Source organism: Chryseobacterium glaciei (genome assembly GCF_001648155.1).
In the GTDB taxonomy this organism is placed as follows: domain Bacteria; phylum Bacteroidota; class Bacteroidia; order Flavobacteriales; family Weeksellaceae; genus Chryseobacterium; species Chryseobacterium glaciei.
Window position 1 is genome coordinate 2,493,079 of the sequence record NZ_CP015199.1, and the last position, 25,204, is coordinate 2,518,282.

Sequence of the window (25,204 nt, forward strand, 5' to 3'; positions counted from 1 at the left end):
AATTAAAATTTAAGATTAAATCCAACTCCGAACCATCTGCTTGACGGATCCTGAATATCATTACCAGTTTTGATTTGGAAATCGGGATCAGAGTATAAATTTTTAGATTTTTTCCACATCTCAAGATTGTAGGCTGAAATATTGGCTGTAAAACCTTTTACCATCCCTTTTGGATTAAGCAAAGAAGAGAAATCATATTCCAGAACGACTGATCTCAATTTCACAAAAGTTCTGTCGAAAACGTTGGCAAATAACTCACTTTCGTCTTCTGTTACTCTGGCTTGATAAGGATAATTCTGTGCCCAATCCTGGAAACTGATCGCTTTTGTGTGTGGAGTATAAGTTCCTGTTGCTGCATTATAATTTACTCCATCCGGAACAAAATAATACGTTCCCGGATTCGCATATTCCTGATCTCTGTAAGCTGTAGAGTTCGGATGTTTTCCGCCCCACCACATTTTTTCGACTACCTGAGATCTCATCACACCGCCGATACTTCCATCGATTCCGATGTTTAAAGTGAATTTTTTATATTTAAATGTATTGTTAAAGCCAAACGTCCAATCCGGATTGAAATGTCCTAAGTTGGTCGGGGTTGTAGCTCTTGTTGGCATGCCCGTTTCTGCATTTAAAATAACTTTCCCGTCTGGAGATTTTTGCCATGTGAGGTCATAGTAACTGTCCATTCTTTCGCCAAGTTTGATGTTGTTGTAATTCGGCATATCTCCATAAATGGAAGTTAGTTTTTGCTCATATTTACTCCAGTTGATCAAAGATTTCCAAGTGAAATTGGCAGTTTTAATAGGAACTAATCCTAATGAAATTTCAACACCTTTGGTTGTATATTCATTTCCGTTGACGTATTGCGAAGTGAAACCTGATGATTGTGCACTCGGGAACTGAAGAATATTATTATAATCTAACGTTCTGAAATACGTTGCGTCTAGCGTAATTCTGTTATTAAATAAACCTGCTGTTAAGCCTAATTCATAAGATTTTGTCTGTTCAGGTTTTAAAGAGTTTTCATAGTTCAGGGTTGTCGGATAATAATAAGTAGGATTTCCGTTGTAAGTAACTCCGCTGTTATTCAAGTAATAATTTCGAATTGAATAAGGCTGAAAATCGTACGCTACTTTTGCCCATGATGCTGATAATTTTAATAAATTAATGGATTCCGGCATTTTAACCAAATTCGAGATCACAGCACTTAATGAAGCTGAAGGATAAAAATAAGATCTGTTAGCTTTCGGTAGAGTAGAAGACCAGTCATTACGTCCTGAAACGTTGATGAAAAAAGCATTATACAAACCGACATCGATCGTAGAATACACACTGTAAATTAATTTTTCCTTTAAATAATCGTAGTATTTTACAGAACCTACGGAGTTGTCTAATGTATATTGTTCAGGAACTTTCAAACCGTCTGTTGAAGCATTGTCAACATCATTTTTATAATAAAAAGTAGAACCTCCGGCATTGATCGTGAAATCAAAATTGTCTGAAATTTTCTTTTTATAAGTCGCTAAAACATCAGAGTTGAGGTTCCAGGTTTTGGTATCATTCAAAATATAACCACCACTTCTTGGTGCGCTGTAATTGAAATAAGAATATGGACTTAAAATTTCCTGCTTGTTGTGATTCTCGACAAGAGATATTTTACCTTTTACTGAGAAATCTTGTGTGGCTTTATATTCTAAACCGGTCTGCGCGTTGATAACATCAGTTCTATTTTTATTTTTGTAATATTCAGCTCCGAACCAAGGGTTGTTGTACCAAGCGTAGTTCCAATTGGCTTGTGCAGTTCCTTCTTTTCCGGGAATCCACATGTGATTTTTAAGATCTCTTCCATCTACATCGGCACCCATCCAAATTAAAATAGTGTACATGTGACCACTTGGATTATAATCGTAATTCGGAATATTTGGAGTGAAGGTTTGATTAAAATTAAACTTTGTGTCTAAAATTAATTTGTCTCCCAAGTGATTTTCTGAAGAGAAATTAATTCCATAACGTTGTAAGTAAGCTTCCGGAACTCGGTCGTCATAATTCATGAAATTCCCGGAAAGTCTGTAGGTGTCTTTATTATTTTTATAGCTTACTGAAAAACTATTATTATTGATAACCGCAGGTTTCAAAAAAGTGGAAAGATTATCGTGATATTCCCAATCAATAGGAACTCTTTCATATCTTGATTTATCGTTGTACTGCGTTCCCGTCACCGCTCCATACCACGGAATTGTTTGCCCGGTTACTTTATCTCGGATCGGGCTGTTCCATTGTGCAATTTTAGTTCCCGGAACAAATTTTGGACCCCAAATCATATCTCCATCATTCACACCACCGTCTGCACCATCCCAGAATTCATATTGTCCGTGAGAACCGTTTCCGTATTCTGTCTGAGTTTTTGGAAGATTCGTAAATCCTCCTGTAACCATTGTGTTTTGAGAAAACTCAACAGTGAAGCCTTTCTTTTTAGCACTTTTTGTGGTGATCAAAACTGCTCCGTATCTTCCTCGCGAGCCGTATAATGCAGAAGCGGGAGCTCCTTTCAAAACATTGATGTTTTCAATATTATTTGGATCTAAATTTTGAAAAACTTCTTTTTCAACAATCACTCCATCAATAACAAAAACCAGATTGGAATTTCCTCTTAACGTAAATTCCGGAGCCTGCTGCATTCCTGTTGGATTGGAAACATTCAGTCCTGCAACTTGCCCTGAAAATAGATTTCCAATGCTTGGCGTTGTAATAGATTCGAATTGTTTTGTTCCGACTTCCTGAGTAGAATAACCAATTTTTTCTTTCTTCTTTGCAATACCCAGAGCGGTAATTACAACGCCTTCGATTTGTTTTTCACTTACCTTTTTTAAGACAACTGAATAATTCCTTTTGGAAGAAACCTCAATGGAATAACTTGAAAATTCCGGGGAATAAAATTCAAGAATGTCCTTAGGATTGGCTGTGATGGTAAAATTACCGTTTTGATCAGTAATTACAGATTTTCCTGAGTTTTTGTCGGTGATATTTACACCTGAGATCGTAGAACCATTTTCAGATTTTACATTTCCTGAAATGTTGATCTCTTGGGCGGTTAAATAGAAGGGGAGTAAAAAAATCGCAAAAGTGGCTAAAGTCTTCTTCATTTTTTTTGAGAGCAAATTTAGCGGTGTACTGTTACTTAAATTTTAATCCTGCATTACGATAAAAATACGATTTCAATAGGAGACAATAGAAAAATTAATGAAAGGATAAAGCGAAAAAAGCTGTTTATATCAGAGTTTTTGCTTTATTTTAAATAATATTATTAATAGGAAAAAGGATATTTTTAATCCTAAAACCTACTCAAGATTCCCCAATGGATTTTTATATCATTGAATTTAAACGGATTTCCAAACTCATTACCATTCGACAGCTGGAAACTCATCAACCCAATCGGAATGAAGAAATTGAAACCAAGCCCGACACTGTAGAGCTTAGGTTTGACGTTCAGGGATTTATTATTGAGCTGTCCGTACTGCCCAAAGACGTCGAAAAATGCTTGATTTCCAATTAAATAACGGTATTCTAAACTTCCATAATAATAGAAATCGGCGGCGAGGGAGTTTTCATTGAATCCCCGCATTGAATTCCAGCCTCCAAAACGATATAATTCGTTGGCGGAGAACTCAACTTTTGAGTCCATCATAGCTCCTTCTGCCTTTATATTCAGGAAATGATTTCCGTTGATATTATAATTATGTTCCCCAAAAAAGTAGAATTGATTTTGTGGAGCTTTAATATTGTCTTTGGTGTAAGTGGTTGTCAGATAATCATATCCGGCACTTATTTTAGTTTTGTAAAGGAAAAGATCAATATCAGTTGGTTCCACCATTTCAAACCAAATCCCGATTCCTTTTTTGTTGTAATCTTTCCCTTGAACATATAAAGTATCGATAATACTCGAGCTTTCAAAAGTTCCTCTAAGACCAATTTTATTTCGGTTATTTATGTGATAATAGAAAGCGGGAAGCGCCTTCACATTGGCAAAAGTAGAATCCTGTCTGAAGATATTCACCTTCATATTTAAACCTACATTAGAATTGAAAAGATAAGGAATGTCGGTTTGCAAATCGAAGTTTTGCCCTTTGTCGGGGTTTCTTTGCCAGTATAAATTAACGGTTTCAAAACCGTTGAACATGTTTTTAAAATTGACATTCAAGGTTCCGTTTAGTGTAAATTTATCAGTTTTATCATTTCCAAAACCAATAACTCCGTCAAAAGTGTTGGTTTTTTTCTTTTCCATGAAGAGATAAATCTGGGTAGAATCTTTCGTAAATAAAGTCTGCGGTTGCCGTTCTAAACTCAAAAAAGGATGTCCCTGAAACGTTTTATTAATCGCCAAAAGATTTTTATCATCGTATGTTTTACCCTTGAATTCTTTTTCAAGATTCTTCATAAATCTTTTCGGAACTCTTACGTAATTTTTTACGACAAAGCCATCGATGGTTCGTTTATCATTTTTATTAATGTCTAATTCTACAATCGGATAGCCGTTTTTCTGACCTTTATATTTAGACTTAATTCTGCTGAAAGAATAGCCGTCATCAATATATCTTTTGTTGAGAACTTTTTTGGTTGAATCTAAATTTTTAGTGAAAAAATCTTTCTGAATTTTTAATTTCTGCGTAATAGAATCTGAAAGATTGACATACGTTTCATTGAAGTTTTTTCCTTTATTGTAAAATATTTCGGTACTGTCGCCTTTTACTTTAACCTCTTTTAATTCAGTGAAAAAATAATTGTTTTGAGCCAGAGAATCCAGAAATTTTACCGCAGACACGGAATCTCTAACCTCTTTCTTGACTTTAGTTTCAGAATCGATTAGAAAATAATGCTTCTTTTGCGCTTGTGTAAAAACGCAAAACAGGATAAAAAATATTTTTAGAAATAACTTCAATTTTAAATCAATTAAACCATTAAGGTAAATTAAGTTGTTAAGAATATTAAGTTTAGCTTCGTTTTAAGTTTGTGCTTAAAAATCAGAATGATTCATCTTAACTCAACTTAAATTCTTAAAATAAATCTTAATGGTTCAAAATATATTTTTTTATTATAATTAAAAATTTGTTTAATAACTGAAACTAGTCCAGTTTATTATATTTCTTCATTAAATTCTCATAAGTTCCCTGAGGAAGTATCCATTTCAACGGAACTCCTATTTTCTGCCCGAATTTACCAAAATAATAATGAGCTTTCCATTTATTTTTTCCTAAAAGATTTTCAACGTATTCTGCAACTTCCAAAGGGTCAGTTCCGTCGCCTACGTGAGAGTTCATTAAAGCATAAACCTTGTCAAAGATAGTTGCGTAAGGCTGAGAAACTTTTGTTTTCACTCTGTTTTCTGCAATATTAGTTTTGATATCACCTAAATGAAGCGAACAAACATTGACGTTCCAAGGATAAACTTCATATCTCATGGCTTCCGTTACTTTGTCTAAAGCAGATTTTGAAGCAGAATAAAATCCACGGAAAGGCAGTCCCATTTCACTTCCGATGCTGGAAACATTGATGATCTGTCCGAATTTGTTTTCACGCATTTTCGGCATAACGGCAGTCATCATTTGAACAGCTCCGACAAGATTTAAGTTAAATAATTTTAAAATATCTTCTTTTGTAGAATCTTCCACAGCGCCAACCATTCCCATTCCGGCATTGTTGATCAGAACGTCAATTCTTGTCTCAATTTTCAACACTTCTGCAATCGCATTTTGAACTGCATCATTATCCGTAACATCGGTCGGAATTGATTTAAAATATTGACTTTCTGTATGTTTTCGGCTTAAACCGTAGACTTTATGACCTTTTTTTCCAAAATATTCGGCTAAAACGAAACCTATTCCTGATGAGGTTCCCGTGATGATTATAGTTTTTGACATTAGTAATTAAAATATTTATCTGAATTAGGAATTTTGAACTGGTTTTTGCTAACCCTAAAATCATTCATTTTTATTAACGTGTTAAATGTATGGATAAATTCTTTGTGCATATCTTTTGGAGTCTTTCTATCCTCATCTCCGTCACATTCAGAATACTTTTCATCAATGATCACTTTTCCTGTTGAAAAATTGACTTCATTTAGAAAATTAAACTCGCAGGTATCATCAAATGTATTGAGTGCACCAACAAGGTAGAAGTCTCCATTTTGAAATCTAAACGTGTGTTTGCTTGTTTCGGTATGTCTGGAGTTGGTAAAGAGTGATTGTGAAATGACAAGACAATTATTCTTTATATTTACTTCAAGACTATTGTTTTCCGGATAAAAACCGGCTTCACTTGAATCGAGCAAGGATGAATTTTCTTTCCATATTTTTAGATTTCCATTGATTTTTTTAAGGATATAAAATTTTCTTTTATATCCTTGATGTTCAATTTTTTCGCCAATATTATATACGATTACGGTTTCGTTGAGTCCGTCTTTATCTAAATCTCCTTCTGTTTGTAAAACTTTTGTGTAATCTCTAGGAACAGAAAAATCTTTCAACTCCTGAGCGTGAAGAATTGCAATCAATGGAATGAATAAAAAAGACATCAGTTTTTTCATGGAAGGGTTAAATTATTGCCCAAAATCTTCTTTCTTTACATCGGTGTCTTGCAGATTACACATGCAGCCTTTGAAAGATTTATAAATTCCCGGAATTTCGGTTTCTTTACCTTTACTGTCGGTCACAGTGATACCGGTAGAAAATGATTCGTCTTCTGCAGAGTAGGTTCTGGAGAGTAAATATTTGTAGTTGTTATTTGTAAATGATAAATAATCAAGGTTCATTCCTGCGTTCTGCTTTCCCCCGCCTCTATGGTAAGATTTGTAGGTAAACTTCTTCCAGCTTTCTTTGGTTCTGTCTTTAGGAAATTCCATTTCGACTTTGGTTTTGCTTCCAAAACGATATTGAATGTATTTGTTCTGTTTGTCTTTTACTAAAGACATTTTTTTGCCGTTTTTAGTTTCAAATGAATAGATAACTTCTTCATTAGGCAACAGATATTGCGCCCAAAACGAAATTGGAATTAAAAAGGCGAAAATGATTAAATATTTTTTCATTTAATTATTTCATTAAAATTTGAGAAAGATCCTCCCAAAACATCGGATAAGATTTTTCGACTACATTTTCTTCTTCAATATGTAATTCTTTGATCAGACAAAACGGAGCAAAACTCATGGCCATTCTGTGATCTTGGTACGTTTTAATAGAAATGTTTTCTTCCGGTTCGTTGAAGCTAATTGATTTGATCGTTAAATCTGTAATTTCAGTTTCTGTTCCAAGTTTTTTCAATTCGATATGTAAAGCTGAAAGTCGGTCGGTTTCTTTTACTTTTAAAGTTCCTAATCCTGAAATTTCAAATGGAATTTTCAATGCAGCAGCCGTTACACAAAGAGTTTGTGCGATGTCCGGGCAATTATTCATATCCAAAATAATCTTCTCTGGGAATGAAAAGTTCGGATCTGGTTGAAGGGTAAGCTTGTGTTCATCTTCTGAGAAAGTCGTTTTAATTCCGAAAAATTCTTCATAAATCTTTGCAATCGCAGAATCTCCTTGAGTTGATTCTTTGTAAAAACTTTTCAGATGAATTGTTTCTCTTCCTAATGCACAGATAGAGTAGAAGTAAGATGCAGAACTCCAGTCACTTTCAACCTCATAATTGATAATTGATGAATGATCATTGATGAATGATTCGACTTTTATTACATTGCCAACAAAGCTGTTTTTAATTCCGAATTTTGTTAAAATATCCAGTGTCATTTCAATGTAAGATCTTGAAGTAACTTCACCTACTAGATTAATTTCTAATCCGTTTTCCAATTTTCCTGCGATAAGCAAAAGAGAAGTAATGAACTGACTTGAAATATTGGCAGGAACGTTAACCTGCGTTTGAGTAATTTTCTTTCCTGTAATTTTTAAAGGTGGAAAACCTTCATTTTCCATGTACTCAATTTCTATATCTAAATCTTGAAGAGCGCTTGCCAAATTCTTGATTGGCCTTTCCTTCATTCTTTTTGAACCCGTAAGAATTGTAGTTTTTCCTTCGGCGATAGAATAATAAGATGTAAGAAAACGCATTGCTGTTCCTGCATGGTGAATGTCTACAGTTTCAGTAGTTTCAGACAACGCTTTTTTCAGCAATTGGGTGTCCTGAGAATTGGATAAATTCCCGATTTTTATATTTTTAAACAGACTTTCTAAAATCAACAAACGATTCGAAATACTTTTCGAACCGCTGATTTGTACTGTTTTATCTCCAATTAATTTTGATTTTTCTAGCTTCTTCATTGTTCTTCTAAGTTGGAAGCAAGAAGCTGGAAGTGGGAGGTGAAATGTTTCATTTAAAAACTTCCGACATCCAACTTCCAACATCCAGCTATTTTAATTTTTCATTATTCTGATGACGGTCTTTATCGCGATCAGTTTTTATCTTCATTTTTTTATCAAAAGCTTCCTGCAGATTGACTCCGGTTTGGTTGGCAAGACATAAAGTTACAAACAATACATCTGCTAATTCTTCACCAAGATCTTTGCTTTTATCGCTTTCTTTTTCACTTTGTTCGCCATATCTTCTGGCGATAATTCTGGCAACTTCACCTACTTCTTCGGTCAGCATTGCCATATTGGTCAGTTCATTGAAATAACGGACGCCAATTGTTTTTATCCATTCGTCAACTTGCTGCTGCAGATTTGTAATTTCCATTATTGATAGGCTCCAAGTGTTGGACTAGTCGTTCTTGATACGTTTACAATGTCTGTAGGAACGGTTCCTGCAATGGTTGTATTTCCTTTTCCTCTCGCGAAAGAAGCTGGTTTTACTCTTAAATTAAGATGAGCCGTAAAATAGTTTACAAACTGGGGATCTTCATTTTTATAACTCTGGATTACATTTGGATTGCTGTCAAAAGGAAACCCTGCTTCTGTTGTTCCTGAATATTTCAATAAACTGCTTTGAATGATAAAATTAAACTGTTGTCCCGGTGTTTGCTCAAAACTTACAGAATTATCTCTGTCAGAATAGACGATGCTATTTCTTATATTAAGTTGCTGTAATGCGCCTTGCTCGGTTTGTCCGGCATCGTTTTTCCATTCGTTGGTTGCGAAAATTCCGTTTCTGTTCATTGAGGAAAGAACTTGAGAATAATTAGCAATCGTAGCATGAGTGTACGTATGATTTCCACCTTTGAAAATTCCAATACAAGATTCTCCGCAGTTGTTCATGACTAAGTTTTTAGCATTTACTGTAGAAGCAACAGCGTATATTCCATATTCCTGGAAAGTATGAATGAAAGAATTGCTTATCGTTGCGTTAGTCTGTCTCATATCTAAACCTCTGTTTCCTCCGAAAAGTCTTGCGTGATTCATATTTAGGGTAGAATTGGCAGCCATTCTGATAGAGTTCCAGTTTTTAGGAATTGTATCATAATAAGGATCATTTCTGTCTCCTCGAAGAATAACTTCCTTGTCTAAGGTTCCATTAATATTTAAAGTAGATCCTGTAGACACTTTCATTCCGCTGTTTTTGTGGAAATACACTTTCGTTCCGGCCTGAATATTCAATACTACACTAGGATTAACGGTAAGGTCTCCGTAAATAATTTTAGCCTTATCATTATTCCATGTTGTATTGCTACTGATAACATTTGGGTTGGAAGGTGTCTGAATAAAAAACTCAGCATCCTGAACCACAGAAAATAAAGTAACGTGTTGCTGACCCGCCGGACTGGTGAAAATTACTTTATCTTCAGCAATCGCTTCCGGACCTGTTGCCTCAGGAGCAATTTCAACGAAAATGTATAAACTGTCATTTTTTCTTAACGGAACATCTTTAAAATCATATCCGGATTTTCCGTCTACATTTATTTTATATAAAGAGGTTGCTCCTTTTTCAAGGTTTATTCTTGGGATAAGAATGTCCTTATCTTCATTATTATATACTTTTACAGCATAGGTTTCAGATCGAACCTGATGATAAACCGTATCACAGAATACAGTATCTCTTGAAAAGCTAAGTTGCTGTGAAGGAGCATCGAAATTGATGTCATCCTTGTTACAAGATACCGCAATGAGAAGCATCCAAAAAGAAAAAGCCAGTAATAATTTGAATTTCATCGAAATTAAAGTTTAAATAGATTTCAAATTTAACGAAAATACTTTAATTTTCTTATCCTGAAAAAAATATTACACGAGTATTTGGAAATTAGAAAAAATATTGTATTTTTGCACCCTAAAATTAGCAGAGAAATACCATTACTATTTCGAAAGCAAAACTTTAATTTTTTAAAAAATTGTATTATGAAAAACGGAATTCACCCAGAAAATTATAGACTTGTTGTTTTCAAAGATATGAGTAACGACGAGGTGTTTCTTTGCAAATCTACTGCAGAGACTAAAGATACTATCGAGTATGAAGGACAAGAGTATCCTTTACTTAAAATGGAAATCTCTTCTACTTCTCACCCTTTCTACACAGGAAAAGTGAAGTTGGTTGATACTGCAGGTAGAGTAGACAAGTTCATGAACAAGTACAAAAAATTCTCTAAGTAATTTTTTGCTACTAAAAAATATTAAAGCCTTCCAAAACCATTGGAAGGCTTTTTTGTTTGTAAATAGAAGTTAGTTTTTAAGTTAAGTTTGATTTAAGTTTAGATTTTGGTCTCTATTTAAAATAATTCAGGAAAATTTTATTTGTATTTTTGCATTAGGTAGAAATTAGCTAAAAAAATGAGATAATAGATTTTATTCCATCTACGAATTTCTAACTACTAACTTTTAACATCTTATATAAAAAATGCAATTAGTATTTTCAGATGCGCAATATTGGGAAGATTTTCTTCCGCTTACTTTTACCCGTCCCGTTGCCGAAATGCGATGCGGAATTCTTACTTTCTCCGAAAGATGGCAGAAAATTCTAGAAAACACGGAAATTTCTTATTTCACGGAAAATTATTTACAGCAAAAATTTAAAAATCCTGAAGAAAAAGAAAGTCTTTTTTTAGTTACTAATTTTTTACCTACTGAAAATGTAATTCAACAAATTAAAGATCTGAAACAAGGTGAAGCTTTGGTTTATGAAGACGAGTTGGTCGCAGCAAAGATCAATATGAAAGATTTTTCGCTTCATCAGATCGAAAAAATGACTGATATTAAAGAAGAACTGATTTTCTTTAAAAAGCCAACAGACCTATTTACTTATAATCATCAGGCAATCGATTTTGATTTTGAATTGCTTACAAAAGATAGAACTTCTCAGGAACTTTCTTCAACCAACGGATTTTTGGGAGATAAAAAAGACCTGTTCATAGAAGAAGGAGCGCAAGTTGAGTTTTCAACGATCAATACAAAAACCGGAAAGATCTACATCGGCAAAAATGCTGAGGTGATGGAAGGATGTAACCTTCGCGGCCCTATTTCATTAGGTGAAGGATCTAAATTTCATTTGGGATCTAAAATTTACGGTGCAACAACTATTGGCCCTCAATGTAAAGTGGGTGGCGAAGTTAATAATATTATTATTTTTGGACACTCCAGCAAAGGACATGACGGTTTCATTGGAAATTCTGTGATTGGTGAATGGTGTAATTTCGGGGCAGATACGAATTCATCCAACCTTAAAAATAATTACGGACATGTAAAACTTTGGAACTACAGAACCAAAGCTTTTGAAGATACAGGATTACAGTTTGCGGGTTTAATTATGGGCGACCATTCTAAAACCGCGATCAATACTCAATTAAATACAGGAACCGTTGTAGGTGTTGCTTCTAATATTTTTAAAGAAGGCTTTCCTCCCAATCTTATCGAGAATTTTTCCTGGGGCGGATTTAAAGGCGATGAAAAATTTAAATTAGATAAAGCCTACGAAGTTGCAGAAAAAGCAATGGCAAGACGAAAAGTGGCTCTAACAGATGATGATAAGGCTATTTTGAAATATGTTTTTGAAATGTATTAAATGATAAAACCCTCCAAATTTGGAGGGTTTATTTTTTTACGAACGTGCGCTATTTATTCCACTATGCTAAGCATGTTCTCTTTGGCTTTTTATTATAGGGAGCATAGCCGATATTATTTGTATTATTGTTTTCTGTATAAAAACTAATTCTTTCTTTTAACGTCGTATTCTTTTTATTTAAAAATAGTTTTTTTATACTTTTCCCATTTCTTCCTTTAAAGCCTTTGTTAGTGGATTTTAAAGCATCGAATTGATATTTCATATAAGTAAATTTTCCATCAGTATCCTTTGACAAGTAAAGCAGGATATATTCATAATTTTTAAAATCAGGAGTTCCGTAATGATCATAGGCTTCAAACTCAATAGTATGTTTATTTATTTTATTAAAAACATTTTGCAGAATCTGATAGTTACATTTAAACTCTTGATCCAAATTGACGATAATAATTGAATCATTAGAGTTTGGATCTTTAATTTTTTGTTTATTATTTAAAATTTCTTCTATTGAAATTTTCTTGCCAACAAAGGCGTAAAGATTTATATTTTCATCTTCTTCGTAAAAATTTGATTCTGCAATTTGTTTTTGAGAATTACAGCTCCAAAAAAACATTAAAACTAAAAATAGAATATGTACTTTCATTTAAAATTATGGCTAAAATGTTTTTACTGCTTAATTAATGTAAACTCTCCCCTTGGCATTTCATTATAAGGGGCACAACCGGTATCATCAACTATCATTTCCTGTTCAGTGTAATAAATATAATGCATTTGGGTTTTCTGAGGATTGTCAAAATTAATAACTATTTGTCCGCCTATACATAGATCAGAAAAATAGAATCTCAATTTAGCTTTTGTACTGTTTACAAATCCTAAACTACTTACTTTTGCTTTTTCTTCAGGCAAATTATAAGTTGAGTATAATTGATTTCCACTTGCGTCTAGCATTTTATACCTACCCTTAATTCTATCTTTATAATATTTCCCAAGAGTGTCATAATCTTTTATTTTAGTAAATGTAATGATAAAAGTTTTTCCTTCAAAAGTTCCTTTCCAAGTTCCAACATAAGGATTAAGATCATTATTTAAATCTTTTCGATAACTTCCTTCTGCTGGCCAACCTTTTGTTTCTAATGGAATAATTTGTTGTTGAGCTTTACAGCCAATGAATATAAAACTAAATATAATTAATAAGTTTTTCATAATAATAAATTTAAAATTAAAAAATTTAAGAACAATTATTTTCTGTAGGACTTCCGTATTCATTGTAATCAACTTTTTTAACTGTATTAGAATTTCCTTCTATTTTAAATAAAACAATATCGTTCAAATTCATTTTTTTTAATGTCTCATTGAAAAGTTTCTGCATATCTGTATGTGATAGTTCTCCTGTTTCAGTCTGAATCTCTTGAGCATTTTTAGCATACCAATTTCTCAATATATCTAATTGATCCTTTGTAAATTCGGGTGGTAAGTTTGTACCATTTCCTGTATATTGAATTTGATATGTGTTAAATATAGTATCTGGATCAGACGCTACCATTCCTCCAAATACTGTGTCGAGAGGAGTGTTATTAGCAATAGCATTATGCAGAATAATTAAGAAAGTATTAATGTCCGCAGGTGAAAATATCTTCACAGATACATTACCATTACTTTTATTAATATGGGTATGGCTGTAACTAAAGGTTGTTGGGTAAATTCCTACCTTCATTTTATCAGGATTTGTTGCATCAGGGTTTAAAAGGCTTGTTTGGGTCGTAATCGTTAAATTAGCTGCTGCAACTGTTTTAAAGCCGTACCCCGTTTCATTCGGATCCGATACTTTTGATTTTAAAACATCATATCTGGATTTTACTGCAGTATTATTAAAAATATTTTTTGCTTGTATACAAGGATCTTCCGGCTCTTGTGGATCTTGTGGTCCATCTCCTCCAGGGTAAGGATAAGGATCGCTATCTCCGCCACCTCCTGTGCATTCACCATCTGGGCCTACAATACCAACACAGCCTTCCTGTTGTACGTTTTTGCAGGTTGTTACATGATAGGTAGACCAAGTTCCCTGTCCTGAACCAGGATTAGAATCGCCACCACCGTTTGGTAACCAAACAGACACCGCTCTTGTAGTACAAACCAATTTACTAGTTTCGTTATTGGCTTCATTAGATAAAGCTTTTTTTGTACGAGCCGAAATGATGTTCTGGAAAAAAGTAATGTCATTCACTTCATTGGTATAAATAAAATATACATTCTTTCCGTGTCTTGGAACCTGCAATACCGAAACTACTTTTTTATTTTCCACCACAGGAACCATTAGAAAACTTTCATCAAAACGATCCATTGTTGTAGCGTAATCCCAAAGCGGGGTTCCGTTAATTTTTTTAATGTTGGTTTCGTTTTCACGATAAACCTGTATTACATTTTTAATATACTTCTCATCTTCTTTCCAAAGGCTTTTAGATTGGTATTCATTATTAGATGGTTCCGATGTAGAATAAACATCATCATGAATACAGGAATGTAGTATAAAACTGAGGGCTACCACAAAGGATAGCCATAAGATAATTTTCTTTCTCATAAGCGTGTTTTTTAATGAGTTAAATATATAATTTTTTTATTACCCCACAAAGGTGTGAAAAACAAATTGAGAAAATACAGTAAAAATTTACTGATTTCCGTACTATTTTTCTAAAAGAAAAAAATATGTAATTTTGATGAAAATACTTTGTGCTATGACTTTAGGTGAAAAGCTGAAAAAAGCGAGAATCAACAAAAACTTTACACAGGAATATCTTGCGGAAGTACTGAGTGTATCTCAGAAAACATATTCTAATTTTGAGAATGATAAAAGTAAGCCGGACTTTTCTCAAGTAGAAGAGATTTCAAAATTATTAGAAGTAAGTGTTTTAGATTTTTTGAGCAGTGACGGAATGTCTTTTAACTATGAAAATACACATGGTGGAAACAATGGCTTTATTTATCAAAATCAGCTGCCAGAAAAGCTAATAGAACAGTATGAACAAAGGCTAAAAGATAAAGATACCGAGATCGCTTATCTCCGAAAATTGATCGATAAAAATTAAAACTTCAACATTTTTGAAGTTTTTTTTATTTATGATGTAATAGAATACAATTTTTAATTGTCTTACTAATAGATACAAAACTCATGACCCAAGAAACTTTTAAGGATACGGTATTCATTCTCAAAAATGAGATGTATCGCTTTGCGAAAAGATTCGTCATGAGCAGTGATGAGGCAGAAGATGTGGTTCAGGATCTGATGATCAAGTTCTGGCAGAAAAAAGAGGAGCTGGCGCAGTTTGGAAATTTAAAATCCTATGCCTTGAAAGCCGTCCGGAACGAGTGTTTGAACAGACTCAAGCACCACGACGTAAGGCAGGGATTTGCAGATCTGCAATTGCATCGGTCGGAGCTTTACAGTATGGAAGTCAATAATTTAAAAGAACATATTATAGGTTTTATAAATCAGCTTCCAGAGAAACAGAAAATGGTGATCCATTTGAAAGATGTAGAAGAGTATGAAGTTTCTGAAATTTCTGAAATGCTGGAAATGGAAGAAAACGCGGTAAGAGTAAATCTTATGAGAGCAAGACAAAAAGTAAAAGAACAAATCTCACAACTGATGAATTATGAACAACGACAAATTTCAAGATAAATACAACGAAGTCTTCCAAAATATAAAGGAAGAGAAAATGGACTGGGATTTTGAAGATTTCCTTCAAAAAGCAGAAGGCGGAGAACCTGAAAATAATGAAGCTCCAATTATTCCGCTTCAAACGAAAGCGAAGCCTTCTTTCCCGAAATGGTTTTGGATGGCAGCAAGTGTGGTTTTACTTTTCGGAATTGGGTTGATTTTTAATTATAATCAAAAATCCGATGTAGAAGATCAAGCGAAACTTGTTGAAAATCAAATCAAGCAACAGAAAAAAGATTTCATTGACGAAAATAGTGATCATCAAACACAGGTTGCTGTGAATCATGTGAACGATACGATTCCCGCAGCGAAAAAAGATTCGATCTTTCAGGAGAATTCGGTTGCCGAAAAGGATGTTTTAGATCAAATTCTTCCAAAAAGAGGAAGATTGAAGAAAGAAAGAAGACCTCAGTTTGTAGATAACTCTTCTTCTAAAAAATATGATTCTTCTAAAAAAGATTCTTCAGGCTACAAAAACTCGTATGTTATTGTAAACGGAAAAAAGATCGAAAATGTAGAAGAAGCTATTAATGTGACTAAGTACTCATTTCAGATATTTGCAAATAACGTTAGTGAAAAATTAGCACAGCCCAAAGTGATGGACGACGATTATTAACCTATAAAACAAAGATTTATGAACCTGATCAGGCATTAATCACCTCAGTAAAAATAAAAATTGACTCATGAAAAAAATATTGATAATATTCGCATTTGCTTTTTCCCATTTCTATAATGTTTATGGGCAAGGAGACAAATTTGATAAACTTTTTGAAAAATATCAGGAGGTAGAAGGTGTAACTTCTATCAAGATAGCAAAACCAATGTTTGGGATGCTCAGCAGTCTTAATATTGATGACGCTCAGCTGGATCAGATCAAGCCGTTATTGGCAAAGATCAACGGATTAAAAGTCCTGATCACAGAGAATCCGGAAAAAGCCAACAGTCCGGAAGGAAGAAAAGTTCAGGCTAACCTATCGCAATTAAGTAAAGACGTTTCTTCTTATCTTAAAAATTTGAATTACAGTGAAATAATGTCTGTAAATAACTCCGGAGCGAAAATAAAGTTCCTCTCTTCGGAAGCCAAAGACGGAATTTTGGATGATCTGTTATTAAGCATCAACAGCGACAGCGGAGAAAATATCCTTGTTATGCTGGACGGGAAACTTTCGATGGATGATGTTAATAAGATCATTAATTCCAGCGAGACAAAATCAAATACGATAAGTCACACGAGAAATACGCAGACTTCGGATAATAATCCATCTTATTTAAATGGTGAAGCGAGAAATGTAGGTGAATTTTCAGGAATTAATGTAAGCACAGGTGTAAATGTGGTTTACAAGCAGGAAAGCCCTACCAATATCAAGGTCATTGCTGATGCCGACAAGCTTCAATACGTAATTACAAAAGTTGAAAACGGTATTCTGAAAGTTTACATTGATAATAAAGGAGTGAAAAACTTAAGATTTAAAAATTTAAGTGTAAACGTTTCTTCTCCAAGAATGAGTGAAATTAAAACTTCTTCTGGTGCCAATTTCTCAACAGTGAATTCTGTGAATGAAAATAATCTTACGATCGATGCTTCTTCAGGTTCTACGATTAAAGGAAAATTCAATGTGTCTAATACAACGAATGTTGAAGCAACTTCAGGATCAAATATAAAAGCTGATGTTAATTCTAAAAATTTTGAATTGAAAGCTTCCAGCGGTTCCGATACCAGTTTTGAAGGAGAAGTTATGGCAGCAGTATTTGATATCAGCAGCGGTGCGCTTTGTAAAGCAGAGAATTTAAGGTCAGACAGTGTAGATGCAGAGTCTACATCAGGAGGAAGTCTTTCTATAAATGTTACAACCACATTGAAGGTAAAAGCATCTTCCGGAGGTCTTGTAAAATATAAAGGAAATCCTAAAATTGATTCAAATATCAGTAAAATGTCTGGCGGAAGCTTAAAACCGATTAACTAAAAATCTAATTGCCATGAAAATTTTTAAAAACATTTTTTTAATCGCCTCTACAATGTTTGTGTTGCAATCTTGTATAGGAGGTTCCCGCAAGCCTGATATGGATTTCTTCAGCAATACTGATTATGATTTTAAAGGAGCGAAGTTTGAGAGTTTTAATGTACCCATGTTTTTAGCTAAACCTTTTATCAAGAAAGCTTTAAGAGAAGATGGCGGAGATGAAGAATTGATCAATCTTGTAAAAAAAGTTTCTAAAATTAAAGTGTTGACCGTAGAAAATGGCGACCAAGCAATGCTGAAAGATTATGCTAAATATTTAAATAACAACAATTACGAAGACTGGGCAACCATAAAACACGACGGTGATAACGTAAACATCAGAGTAAAACAAACAGGAGAAACCATAAAAAACATGTTGATTACAGTAAACTCCGATAAGGAATTGGTTTTTGTAGACGTAAAAGGTAGTTTTACCGCAGATGATATTTCAAAAATGATTAATTCTGCAACAGATAAATAAATTTTTTAAACCCCTTCATATACTCAATTATTTTGTACAGGAAAACCGTTCTTATTAGGACGGTTTTATGTTTAGTATATTGAAAATTTTAATTTATTTAATTGAATTAATTAAAATTTTATATTCAAGATTAAATTAACATTAAAATAATAATGAAAAACTTGTTTCTGTATATTTCTAGTGTATTTTTGCAGCAAAATAAATAAGCTATAGTTTTTTGAAATAGCAAATGAAGTTTTCATCGTATTTAGAATAAGTTAACCCTTATATATTCAAGTTATTTTGTACAAGAAAGACCGATCCTAATAAGATCGGTTTTTTTCATTTAATTTATTGATTATTAATTTTTATTTAAACTATTGAATCGGCCTTTCATATCTCGTTCAAATAGCCTAATTTTGCAAAGAAAGTAAAGATGTCTATTCATAACAAAATTGTAGAGGCAGCCATCACTTTCGATGACGTTCTTCTAGTTCCTTCTTATTCAGAAGTTTTACCTAACCAGGTTTCATTAAAATCAAGACTTACCGATAAAATAACGCTGAATGTTCCGATAGTTTCTGCTGCAATGGACACAGTTACTGAAGGTGACCTCGCTATTGCTTTGGCAAGAGTCGGAGGTTTAGGTTTCATTCACAAAAACATGACGATCGAAGAACAGGCTGCGCAGGTTAACCGTGTAAAGCGTTCTGAAAACGGAATGATCTCGGATCCTGTTACCCTTTCAAAAGATCATACTTTAGCTGAGGCTAAAGAAACGATGAGCAGATATAAAATCTCTGGTTTACCGGTTGTAGATGCGAATAATGTATTGATCGGAATCATTACCAACAGAGATGTAAAATATCAGGAAAACCTTGATATGAAGGTCGAAGAGATCATGACGAAAGAAAATCTGATCACTTCTGATAAAAATACCAACTTAGAAAAAGCTAAAGAAATTCTTCTTAAAAGCCGTGTTGAAAAACTTCCAATCGTAGATTCTGAAAATAAATTGGTTGGTCTGATTACCATTAAAGATATCGACAATCAATTAGAATATCCAAATTCCAATAAAGATCAAAAAGGTCGCCTTATCGTAGGTGCCGGAGTTGGAGTTGGTGAAGATACAATGGATAGAATTGCAGCATTGGTAAAAGCTGGTGTTGATATTATTGGGATTGATTCTGCTCATGGGCATTCTAAAGGTGTTCTGGATAAGATTTCTCAAATCAGAGAAGCGTATCCGGATTTAGATATCGTAGGTGGAAATATCGTAACTGCTGAAGCTGCGGAAGATTTAATTAAAGCTGGTGCAAATGTTCTAAAAGTAGGTGTTGGTCCGGGTTCTATCTGTACAACGAGAGTTGTTGCAGGAGTTGGAGTTCCTCAATTATCTGCTATTTACAACGTTTACGAATATGCTAAATCTAAAAATGTTGCAGTAATTGCTGATGGAGGTATTAAACTTTCAGGAGATATCGTAAAAGCTATCGCAAGTGGAGCAGGAGCAGTGATGCTAGGTTCTCTTTTAGCTGGAACTGATGAAGCTCCGGGAGAAGAAATTATCTTCCAAGGTAGAAAATTCAAGTCTTACCAAGGTATGGGAAGTCTTTCTGCAATGAAGAGAGGTGGAAAAGAAAGATATTTCCAAAGTGAAGCTAAGAAATTCGTTCCGGAAGGAATTGAAGGTAGAGTACCACACAAAGGAAAAATTGAAGATGTAATTTTCCAATTAACAGGAGGCCTAAGAGCAGGTATGGGATATTGTGGAGCTAAAGATATTGAAGCTTTACAAAACGACACCAAAATGGTAATGATTACAGGAAGCGGATTGAAAGAATCTCACCCTCACGATGTTATCATCACTCAGGAAGCTCCAAATTATTCTTTATAAGATTATTTAAGAGATAAATTAAAAGCCACACAATTTGTGTGGCTTTTGTGTTTTTAATGATTGTTTCAGTTGGAGTTGTCAATAGGAGCGGACTAAAGTCCGCTTTCAAAACGCAGATTGGAAAGTTGGCTTTAGCCGAAACTTACATTTAAATTAATTGGTGGCTGAGGTTCTCGAAGCCACCAATTAATCAGTCTTCAACTAAGAAACTAAGCCATCAAATAATTTATAGTGAGCCGAATTTGCAGTAAAATCAAAACCTTGTACTAAATTCTCTTTTTCTATTACCAGATATTAAAATTTTCATGATGTTAATGATTAAATTGATAGAATTTTAGTTAAAATGAGTCATTAGTGTCCAAATACTTACTAACGACTCCTTAAATTAATTTTAACATAAATATAATATTGATGTAACAAACTGAAAATAATGGGGACATATTGTAAATATTTCTACTATTTAAATCAATTAAATGAATTTTTAAAGGGTTGTAGTGGAATTATGTAAATAATATTAAATTTGAATACGTTTAAATTAGAAAACAATGAAGAGAATTTTCCTTTATGGGGCGCTTGTGTTATCCGTTTCATTAACTGCACAACAACAAAGATGGTGTGGTTTTGATCAAACAATACAAGAACAGGACAAAGCTAATCCTGGATTAAGACAGACTTTTGATAAAATTATTCAAAAGATTCACACTGAAAAGAAGAATTCTTCTTCTTCAGCGTTTGGGAAGACGGTAAATGGAGTATATGAAATACCTGTGGTAGTTCATTTGATTTACCCGTCTGGTGCGGCAGTTGGAAGTACTTATAATAAAACTGATGCTCAGATTCAGGCATGGCTTGATCGTGCTAATCAGATGTATGCAGGAACATATGCGTGGCCGGCTGCTGGTGTACCGGCTGATTTTGGGCAAGCTCAAGTATTTCCTATCAAGTTGGTATTGGCAAAAAGAGATCCAAATTGTAATGCAACAACTGGTGTTGTAAGATATGACGGAGGAGGATTAGCTGGATATAATGCATCTGGTATGGCTTATACAACTGCTACTGGTGCAAGTAGAGCAGCAATCAAAGGATTGGCTCCACACTGGCCGGAAGCATCTTATTTTAATATTTATGTAATCAGTATGTTCGATGCTGATCCTACACCTAATGCAGGTTTAATGGGATTCGCAGCATTCCCGAACAACCTTGATACAAACTACGAATCGTTCATGAAATCAGGCGTTGTTACAAATGCTCATGACACTACTTTTGCACACGAATTTGGACATGCGATGGGATTATATCATACTTTTGATGGAGGAGCATTTGATGCTGTTCCGGGAGATGCAGATTTCTGTCCGCCAACTACAGGTGTTTGTGCGGATGATGATGATCAGGTTTGTGATACAGAAAGCGCAGGAAGCGGTTATACATTATGGCCGGTGCCCACAAACTCTCAGCTTAACCCTTGTACAGGTGTAAATTATCAAGGTGTACAATATAATATGATGAATTATTCTAACTCTGTTGCACAGAAATTTACTGCAGGGCAAGGAGATAGAATTAATGATTTATTCATGTTGATCAGAAGTAGTTTAACAACTTCTAAAGGAGCTACAGCTTTGCCTGCAACTCCGGTTGTTACTGGAACTCCGGTTGCAGCATCTTGTACGCCTCCGGGAGTTACTACTCCGGGAAGTTATTTGGTAGGACCAACATCTGTTAAACTTGGTCAGATTGATAATTCTTCAGCTGGTTATTGGGCTGGAGCACCGTCTTATTATATAGATTATACTACACAAACATGTAGAGCAAACAGCTATACAGAATTATTGGTTACTCAACAACAAACTATTCAGGTTGGATTTGTGAATAATGACCAGTCAGTTAGAGCTTGGATCGATTATAATAACAACGGAACATTTGAAGCATCAGAATTGGTTGCTACAGGTGATGATGTTGCTGTAGATGCTAATGGACAGGGATTATTGAGTGCTACATTTACTGCTCCTGCTTCAGCGGTATTAAATACTCCTTTAAGAATGAGAGTTATTGCTGATGCTCCGAACAACCCTGCTACTATGACTGCATGTGGACAATTGGCTTACGGACAGGCAGAAGATTATACTGTGAAATTTGTTACAACTTTAGGAACTGCTGATGTAAAAGCAAGTGACAATGATTTTGTAATTTATCCTAACCCAAGTATTGCTGGAGATAAAATATTTATTAAAGCTAAAAATGCTAAAAATCTTGACGTTACAATCTCCGATATGTCAGGTAGATTAGTAGCAACTCCATCTTTAACACAGGAAAGTAACGGAACTTTCAGAGTAAATCATAACCTTGAAAAAGGAGTCTATATGGTTCAGATCTCTAATGGAAAAGATACTAAAACTGCTAAATTGATTATTAAATAATTATTTTAAAATCAAAATATCAAAGCCTCTATTTTATAGGGGCTTTTTTGTTGTCTTAAATGTCCTTTATTTTTAAAACTAAAAAAAAGCTTCCGGAATTCCGAAAGCTTTAATTATAAAAAATAGTGTTTTTATTTTTTCACGAACTTAAATTCATGAATTTGAGAATCTCTAGTATTTATCCTTAGTAAATAAACTCCCGAAGTTAATTGTGATACATTTATTTTTTTGCTGAATGCTTCTGATACTACCAGTTGCCCAGCCATGTTGTAAATATTAATAGATTCTGCTTTCTCAATACCTGAAACACTGATGATTTCTGATACCGGATTAGGGAAAATCTGGATTTTAGTTTTTGTAACGTCTGATGTACCTAATGTAGAGGTGTGAACATCTCCTGTCATTGTAGAGTTCGCCGATGTAAGGCTTCCTCCACATTGTCCGGCGGTGATTGTTGTGTTTTCAACCCATGTACCAATTGTGTTGGCTGGCGGATTTATAAATGCACTGTTTCCGGTAGAGTTATAATAAATAAGGTTCGGACTTGCGAAAGTACCGTTTCCTTCATCTGCTAAAAACTCCCATCTCGTTAAAGTGTTGTTCCATTGAATTTTAAATTCACAAGTTCCTAAACCTCCGCAAGGTTGTCCATCAATGGGTGTTGTGATGTAGATACCTTTACCGTTTGTATCAACTCCTGTTTTAGTAAATGTGAAAACCTGGTCATCAAATAAATTATAACAGCCCTTAAACGTTATTGTCTGAGCAAAAGCTGAGCTTCCGACTGCAAGACATAATAAATATAAAGCTTTCATAATCTATTAAAATTGTGATGGGAAAACTCCTTGCAAAGAAATAATACATTTCAAAGTAAGGAATGGTGGTCTGTTTTCGTGTGGTTGATTTCCTCCTACAGGATTGATCATAGTAGACTTCATCGTTGTATTTGGAGTAGCGTCAGAATATTCCTTATCCAATATTTTTGTATCTGCAGGAAGTGTATTTGTTGGAGTATTTTGGTTTCCTTCAGCCGTAACGGCATTCACAGTATGTGAGTGAGAAGGCATTTGCGTTACTAATAAAGTAACAGATTCCGCACCGCCCGTTTGTCCCATAGTATAATTGGTAGTGCCACCGGGAGCTTGGCCTTCGTGAACAAGCATTCTTCCTCTCATGTCAGGTAATGCAAAGTTAGTCGTTCCATTTCCTCCGTATTGAGTGCCTAAAAGAGCAAAAAGTGCCTGATTTTGTGAGATAGGTAATAATTGTCCGTTACAGGCTGCCCAGTTTTTAGGAACAAAATTATAAGGTACGAAAGCTATTTGCCCAAGAAAAGGTTCTGATGCTTGAGCTTTTAAGGTAGGTGTAAATGCACAGCTGATAAGCAGCGCACATGCTAATGTAAAGTTTTTCATGATAGTCAAGTTTAGTAGAGTAAAGGTAAATAATATTTTACATATTTAGATTATTAAAATAAAAAACCTTTCAGAGTTAACTGAAAGGTGATATTGTGTTAAAATAATTGTTTTATTTATGTAAATTATCTTTAAAATCTTCTATCCTGAAATCGGTGAGTGCATTCCCTTTTTCAATTTTTTCCTTGGAGTACAATCGGAAATCATTTTCAGTTTTTTCCAGAAGATGATCATAAGGGCCAACGGCTGAAATCAGTTTTACAAGTACAGGAGAAATTTCAAGACAAATGAAAAGTCCCATAATGAAAGTCGCTGCTAATCCAATAATGGCAGAATTTTTCCCTAATTCATCCAAAGCCTGAAGTCTTGCAGCAAATCCGTTGAACTTGTCTTCAAAAGTTTCTGTCGATTTTCGCTCTGTTTCAAGATTGGTATAAACTTTTGAAATCTCTTTATCCAAATATTCCAGTCGCGGAGAAATTTGTTTCTGATAATTTTCCAGATCCTGTCTACGCTGTTCTTTAAGTTCTTGCTTACGTTTTGCATTCGGCCCGAAACCTTCTTTTCCACTCGTTAGGCCTGATTGTTTTCCTAAAATCTCTTTTTCAAGCTCTACAGCAGCAGAATCATATGATTTTTGATATTGAACAACCTTTTCGGAGATTTGTTTCTTTTCCGTTTCAAAAGGTCCGCTTTGTTGAAGGATTCTTCCGTTCATTTCGCCTTGAAGCTGCTTTTTATTTCTCTGAATAATGGTATTCAATTGTTTATTAACTTCTTTTTCGAAAATTTTAAGTTCTAAAGGTTTAGAAATAATAATTCCCAGAAAAGTTGCTAAAATTAGACGTGGAATTGCCATTAAGATCTGATTCCACCATGTTCCTGTTTTTTTTATGGATGAAACAATGTAACGGTCAAGATTAAAAATCATCAGTCCCCACAAAATTCCGAAACCGATGGATGCCCAAATATTATCAAATACCGTAAACATTGCATAACCTGCCGAAAGTGTAGCAAAAACAGCAGTGAAAAGAACGATGCCTCCGATGCCCGCAAACTTGTTCCATTCGCTCGGTGTTTTTCTTAGAATATGGATGTTTCCTCCGGAGCAAACCATCAGAAACTTCTGGAACCAATTTATCTTATGATTCGCCTGATTTATAGTTTGTTGATTATTTTTCATTATTGAAAATTTATACAAAAGTAATACTAAAAATCGTACCAATGTTAAAGATAGTATTATGTTTTACCAAGTATAATGATTTTTAAATATAATTAATTGATAATCATTATTTTATATTTTTTATTCCAAGCTAGGTGAAATTTCTATCGTTTT

At 34.1% G+C, this 25,204-nt stretch carries 23 protein-coding genes; 9 read left to right on the top strand and 14 right to left on the bottom strand.

All coding sequences use genetic code 11. The features are described from left to right. Positions 1–2 precede the first annotated feature (2 nt). The 8 genes from A0O34_RS11145 to A0O34_RS11180 form a co-directional block, all read right to left on the bottom strand. Positions 3–3,143, bottom strand: a complete 3,141-nt coding sequence (locus tag A0O34_RS11145; RefSeq protein WP_066754631.1) for a SusC/RagA family TonB-linked outer membrane protein — start codon at positions 3,141–3,143, stop codon at positions 3–5. A 188-nt stretch (positions 3,144–3,331) separates the two neighbouring features. After that, positions 3,332–4,936, bottom strand: coding sequence for a BamA/TamA family outer membrane protein (locus A0O34_RS11150; protein WP_066754633.1), 1,605 nt, complete (start codon positions 4,934–4,936; stop codon positions 3,332–3,334). Positions 4,937–5,120: 184 nt separating this feature from the next. Next, positions 5,121–5,915 carry an SDR family oxidoreductase gene (locus tag A0O34_RS11155; RefSeq protein WP_066754635.1) on the bottom strand — a complete coding sequence of 265 codons (795 nt, stop codon included), beginning with the start codon at positions 5,913–5,915 and terminating at the stop codon, positions 5,121–5,123. Next, a complete protein-coding gene (locus A0O34_RS11160) occupies positions 5,915–6,568 on the bottom strand; it encodes a hypothetical protein (protein ID WP_228394281.1) in 654 nt (217 codons plus the stop codon). The genes A0O34_RS11155 and A0O34_RS11160 overlap by 1 nt, the downstream gene beginning before the upstream one ends. 24 nt (positions 6,569–6,592) lie before the next feature. Then, entirely contained in the window at positions 6,593–7,078 is a 486-nt protein-coding gene (locus tag A0O34_RS11165) for a hypothetical protein (protein WP_066754640.1), read from the bottom strand. Between the two features lie 4 nt (positions 7,079–7,082). Then, on the bottom strand, positions 7,083–8,306 hold the full coding sequence (locus A0O34_RS11170) for a 3-phosphoshikimate 1-carboxyvinyltransferase (protein WP_066754642.1): 1,224 nt from the start codon (positions 8,304–8,306) through the stop codon (positions 7,083–7,085). A gap of 88 nt (positions 8,307–8,394) precedes the next feature. Next, entirely contained in the window at positions 8,395–8,721 is a 327-nt protein-coding gene (locus A0O34_RS11175; protein ID WP_034678907.1) for a nucleotide pyrophosphohydrolase, read from the bottom strand. Continuing rightward, entirely contained in the window at positions 8,721–10,130 is a 1,410-nt protein-coding gene (locus tag A0O34_RS11180) for a hypothetical protein (protein ID WP_066754644.1), read from the bottom strand. Before A0O34_RS11180 ends, A0O34_RS11175 begins: the two co-directional genes overlap by 1 nt. 183 nt (positions 10,131–10,313) lie before the next feature. Between A0O34_RS11180 and A0O34_RS11185 the strand changes: the two genes are divergently transcribed. Together A0O34_RS11185 and A0O34_RS11190 are read left to right on the top strand one after the other, a co-directional pair. Continuing rightward, entirely contained in the window at positions 10,314–10,565 is a 252-nt protein-coding gene (locus tag A0O34_RS11185) for a type B 50S ribosomal protein L31 (RefSeq protein ID WP_054511422.1), read from the top strand. A gap of 244 nt (positions 10,566–10,809) precedes the next feature. Further along, positions 10,810–11,970, top strand: a complete 1,161-nt coding sequence (locus A0O34_RS11190) for a GlmU family protein (protein ID WP_066754647.1) — start codon at positions 10,810–10,812, stop codon at positions 11,968–11,970. A gap of 61 nt (positions 11,971–12,031) precedes the next feature. On the opposite strand, the gene A0O34_RS11195 is transcribed toward A0O34_RS11190, so the two are convergent. From A0O34_RS11195 to A0O34_RS11205, 3 genes are read right to left on the bottom strand one after another with little or no spacing between them, the layout of a single operon-like run. Then, positions 12,032–12,610 (bottom strand): hypothetical protein, encoded by a 579-nt coding sequence (locus tag A0O34_RS11195; RefSeq protein WP_157886001.1) that lies wholly within the window; start codon positions 12,608–12,610, stop codon positions 12,032–12,034. A 23-nt stretch (positions 12,611–12,633) separates the two neighbouring features. Beyond that, positions 12,634–13,170, bottom strand: a complete 537-nt coding sequence (locus tag A0O34_RS11200) for a DUF6705 family protein (RefSeq protein ID WP_157886002.1) — start codon at positions 13,168–13,170, stop codon at positions 12,634–12,636. A 25-nt stretch (positions 13,171–13,195) separates the two neighbouring features. Then, entirely contained in the window at positions 13,196–14,545 is a 1,350-nt protein-coding gene (locus A0O34_RS11205) for a hypothetical protein (protein WP_066754650.1), read from the bottom strand. A gap of 136 nt (positions 14,546–14,681) precedes the next feature. Here A0O34_RS11205 and A0O34_RS11210 point away from each other — a divergent pair, with 136 nt between their 5' ends. From A0O34_RS11210 to A0O34_RS11240, 7 genes are all read left to right on the top strand, one after another. After that, complete coding sequence (locus A0O34_RS11210; protein WP_228394282.1) at positions 14,682–15,050, top strand: helix-turn-helix domain-containing protein; 369 nt, start codon at positions 14,682–14,684, stop codon at positions 15,048–15,050. A gap of 83 nt (positions 15,051–15,133) precedes the next feature. Next, a complete protein-coding gene (locus A0O34_RS11215; RefSeq protein WP_066754654.1) occupies positions 15,134–15,643 on the top strand; it encodes an RNA polymerase sigma factor in 510 nt (169 codons plus the stop codon). Further along, positions 15,618–16,298 (top strand): hypothetical protein, encoded by a 681-nt coding sequence (locus tag A0O34_RS11220; RefSeq protein WP_185097260.1) that lies wholly within the window; start codon positions 15,618–15,620, stop codon positions 16,296–16,298. The genes A0O34_RS11215 and A0O34_RS11220 overlap by 26 nt, the downstream gene beginning before the upstream one ends. A gap of 67 nt (positions 16,299–16,365) precedes the next feature. After that, complete coding sequence (locus A0O34_RS11225) at positions 16,366–17,646, top strand: DUF4252 domain-containing protein (protein WP_066754656.1); 1,281 nt, start codon at positions 16,366–16,368, stop codon at positions 17,644–17,646. Positions 17,647–17,659: 13 nt separating this feature from the next. Next, on the top strand, positions 17,660–18,163 hold the full coding sequence (locus A0O34_RS11230) for a DUF4252 domain-containing protein (RefSeq protein WP_066754658.1): 504 nt from the start codon (positions 17,660–17,662) through the stop codon (positions 18,161–18,163). Positions 18,164–18,578: 415 nt separating this feature from the next. Beyond that, a complete protein-coding gene (guaB, locus tag A0O34_RS11235) occupies positions 18,579–20,039 on the top strand; it encodes an IMP dehydrogenase (protein ID WP_066754660.1) in 1,461 nt (486 codons plus the stop codon). Positions 20,040–20,584: 545 nt separating this feature from the next. Beyond that, positions 20,585–22,453 carry a zinc-dependent metalloprotease gene (locus A0O34_RS11240; protein ID WP_066754662.1) on the top strand — a complete coding sequence of 623 codons (1,869 nt, stop codon included), beginning with the start codon at positions 20,585–20,587 and terminating at the stop codon, positions 22,451–22,453. A 131-nt stretch (positions 22,454–22,584) separates the two neighbouring features. Here the strand turns inward: A0O34_RS11240 and A0O34_RS11245 are convergent, their stop codons facing one another. From A0O34_RS11245 to A0O34_RS11255, 3 genes are all read right to left on the bottom strand, one after another. Beyond that, a complete protein-coding gene (locus A0O34_RS11245; RefSeq protein WP_066754664.1) occupies positions 22,585–23,268 on the bottom strand; it encodes a T9SS type A sorting domain-containing protein in 684 nt (227 codons plus the stop codon). Between the two features lie 6 nt (positions 23,269–23,274). After that, positions 23,275–23,868, bottom strand: a complete 594-nt coding sequence (locus A0O34_RS11250) for a phage tail protein (RefSeq protein WP_082891146.1) — start codon at positions 23,866–23,868, stop codon at positions 23,275–23,277. 112 nt (positions 23,869–23,980) lie between these two features. Then, positions 23,981–25,051 carry a DUF4407 domain-containing protein gene (locus A0O34_RS11255; RefSeq protein WP_066754666.1) on the bottom strand — a complete coding sequence of 357 codons (1,071 nt, stop codon included), beginning with the start codon at positions 25,049–25,051 and terminating at the stop codon, positions 23,981–23,983. Between the last annotated feature and the right edge of the window lie 153 nt (positions 25,052–25,204).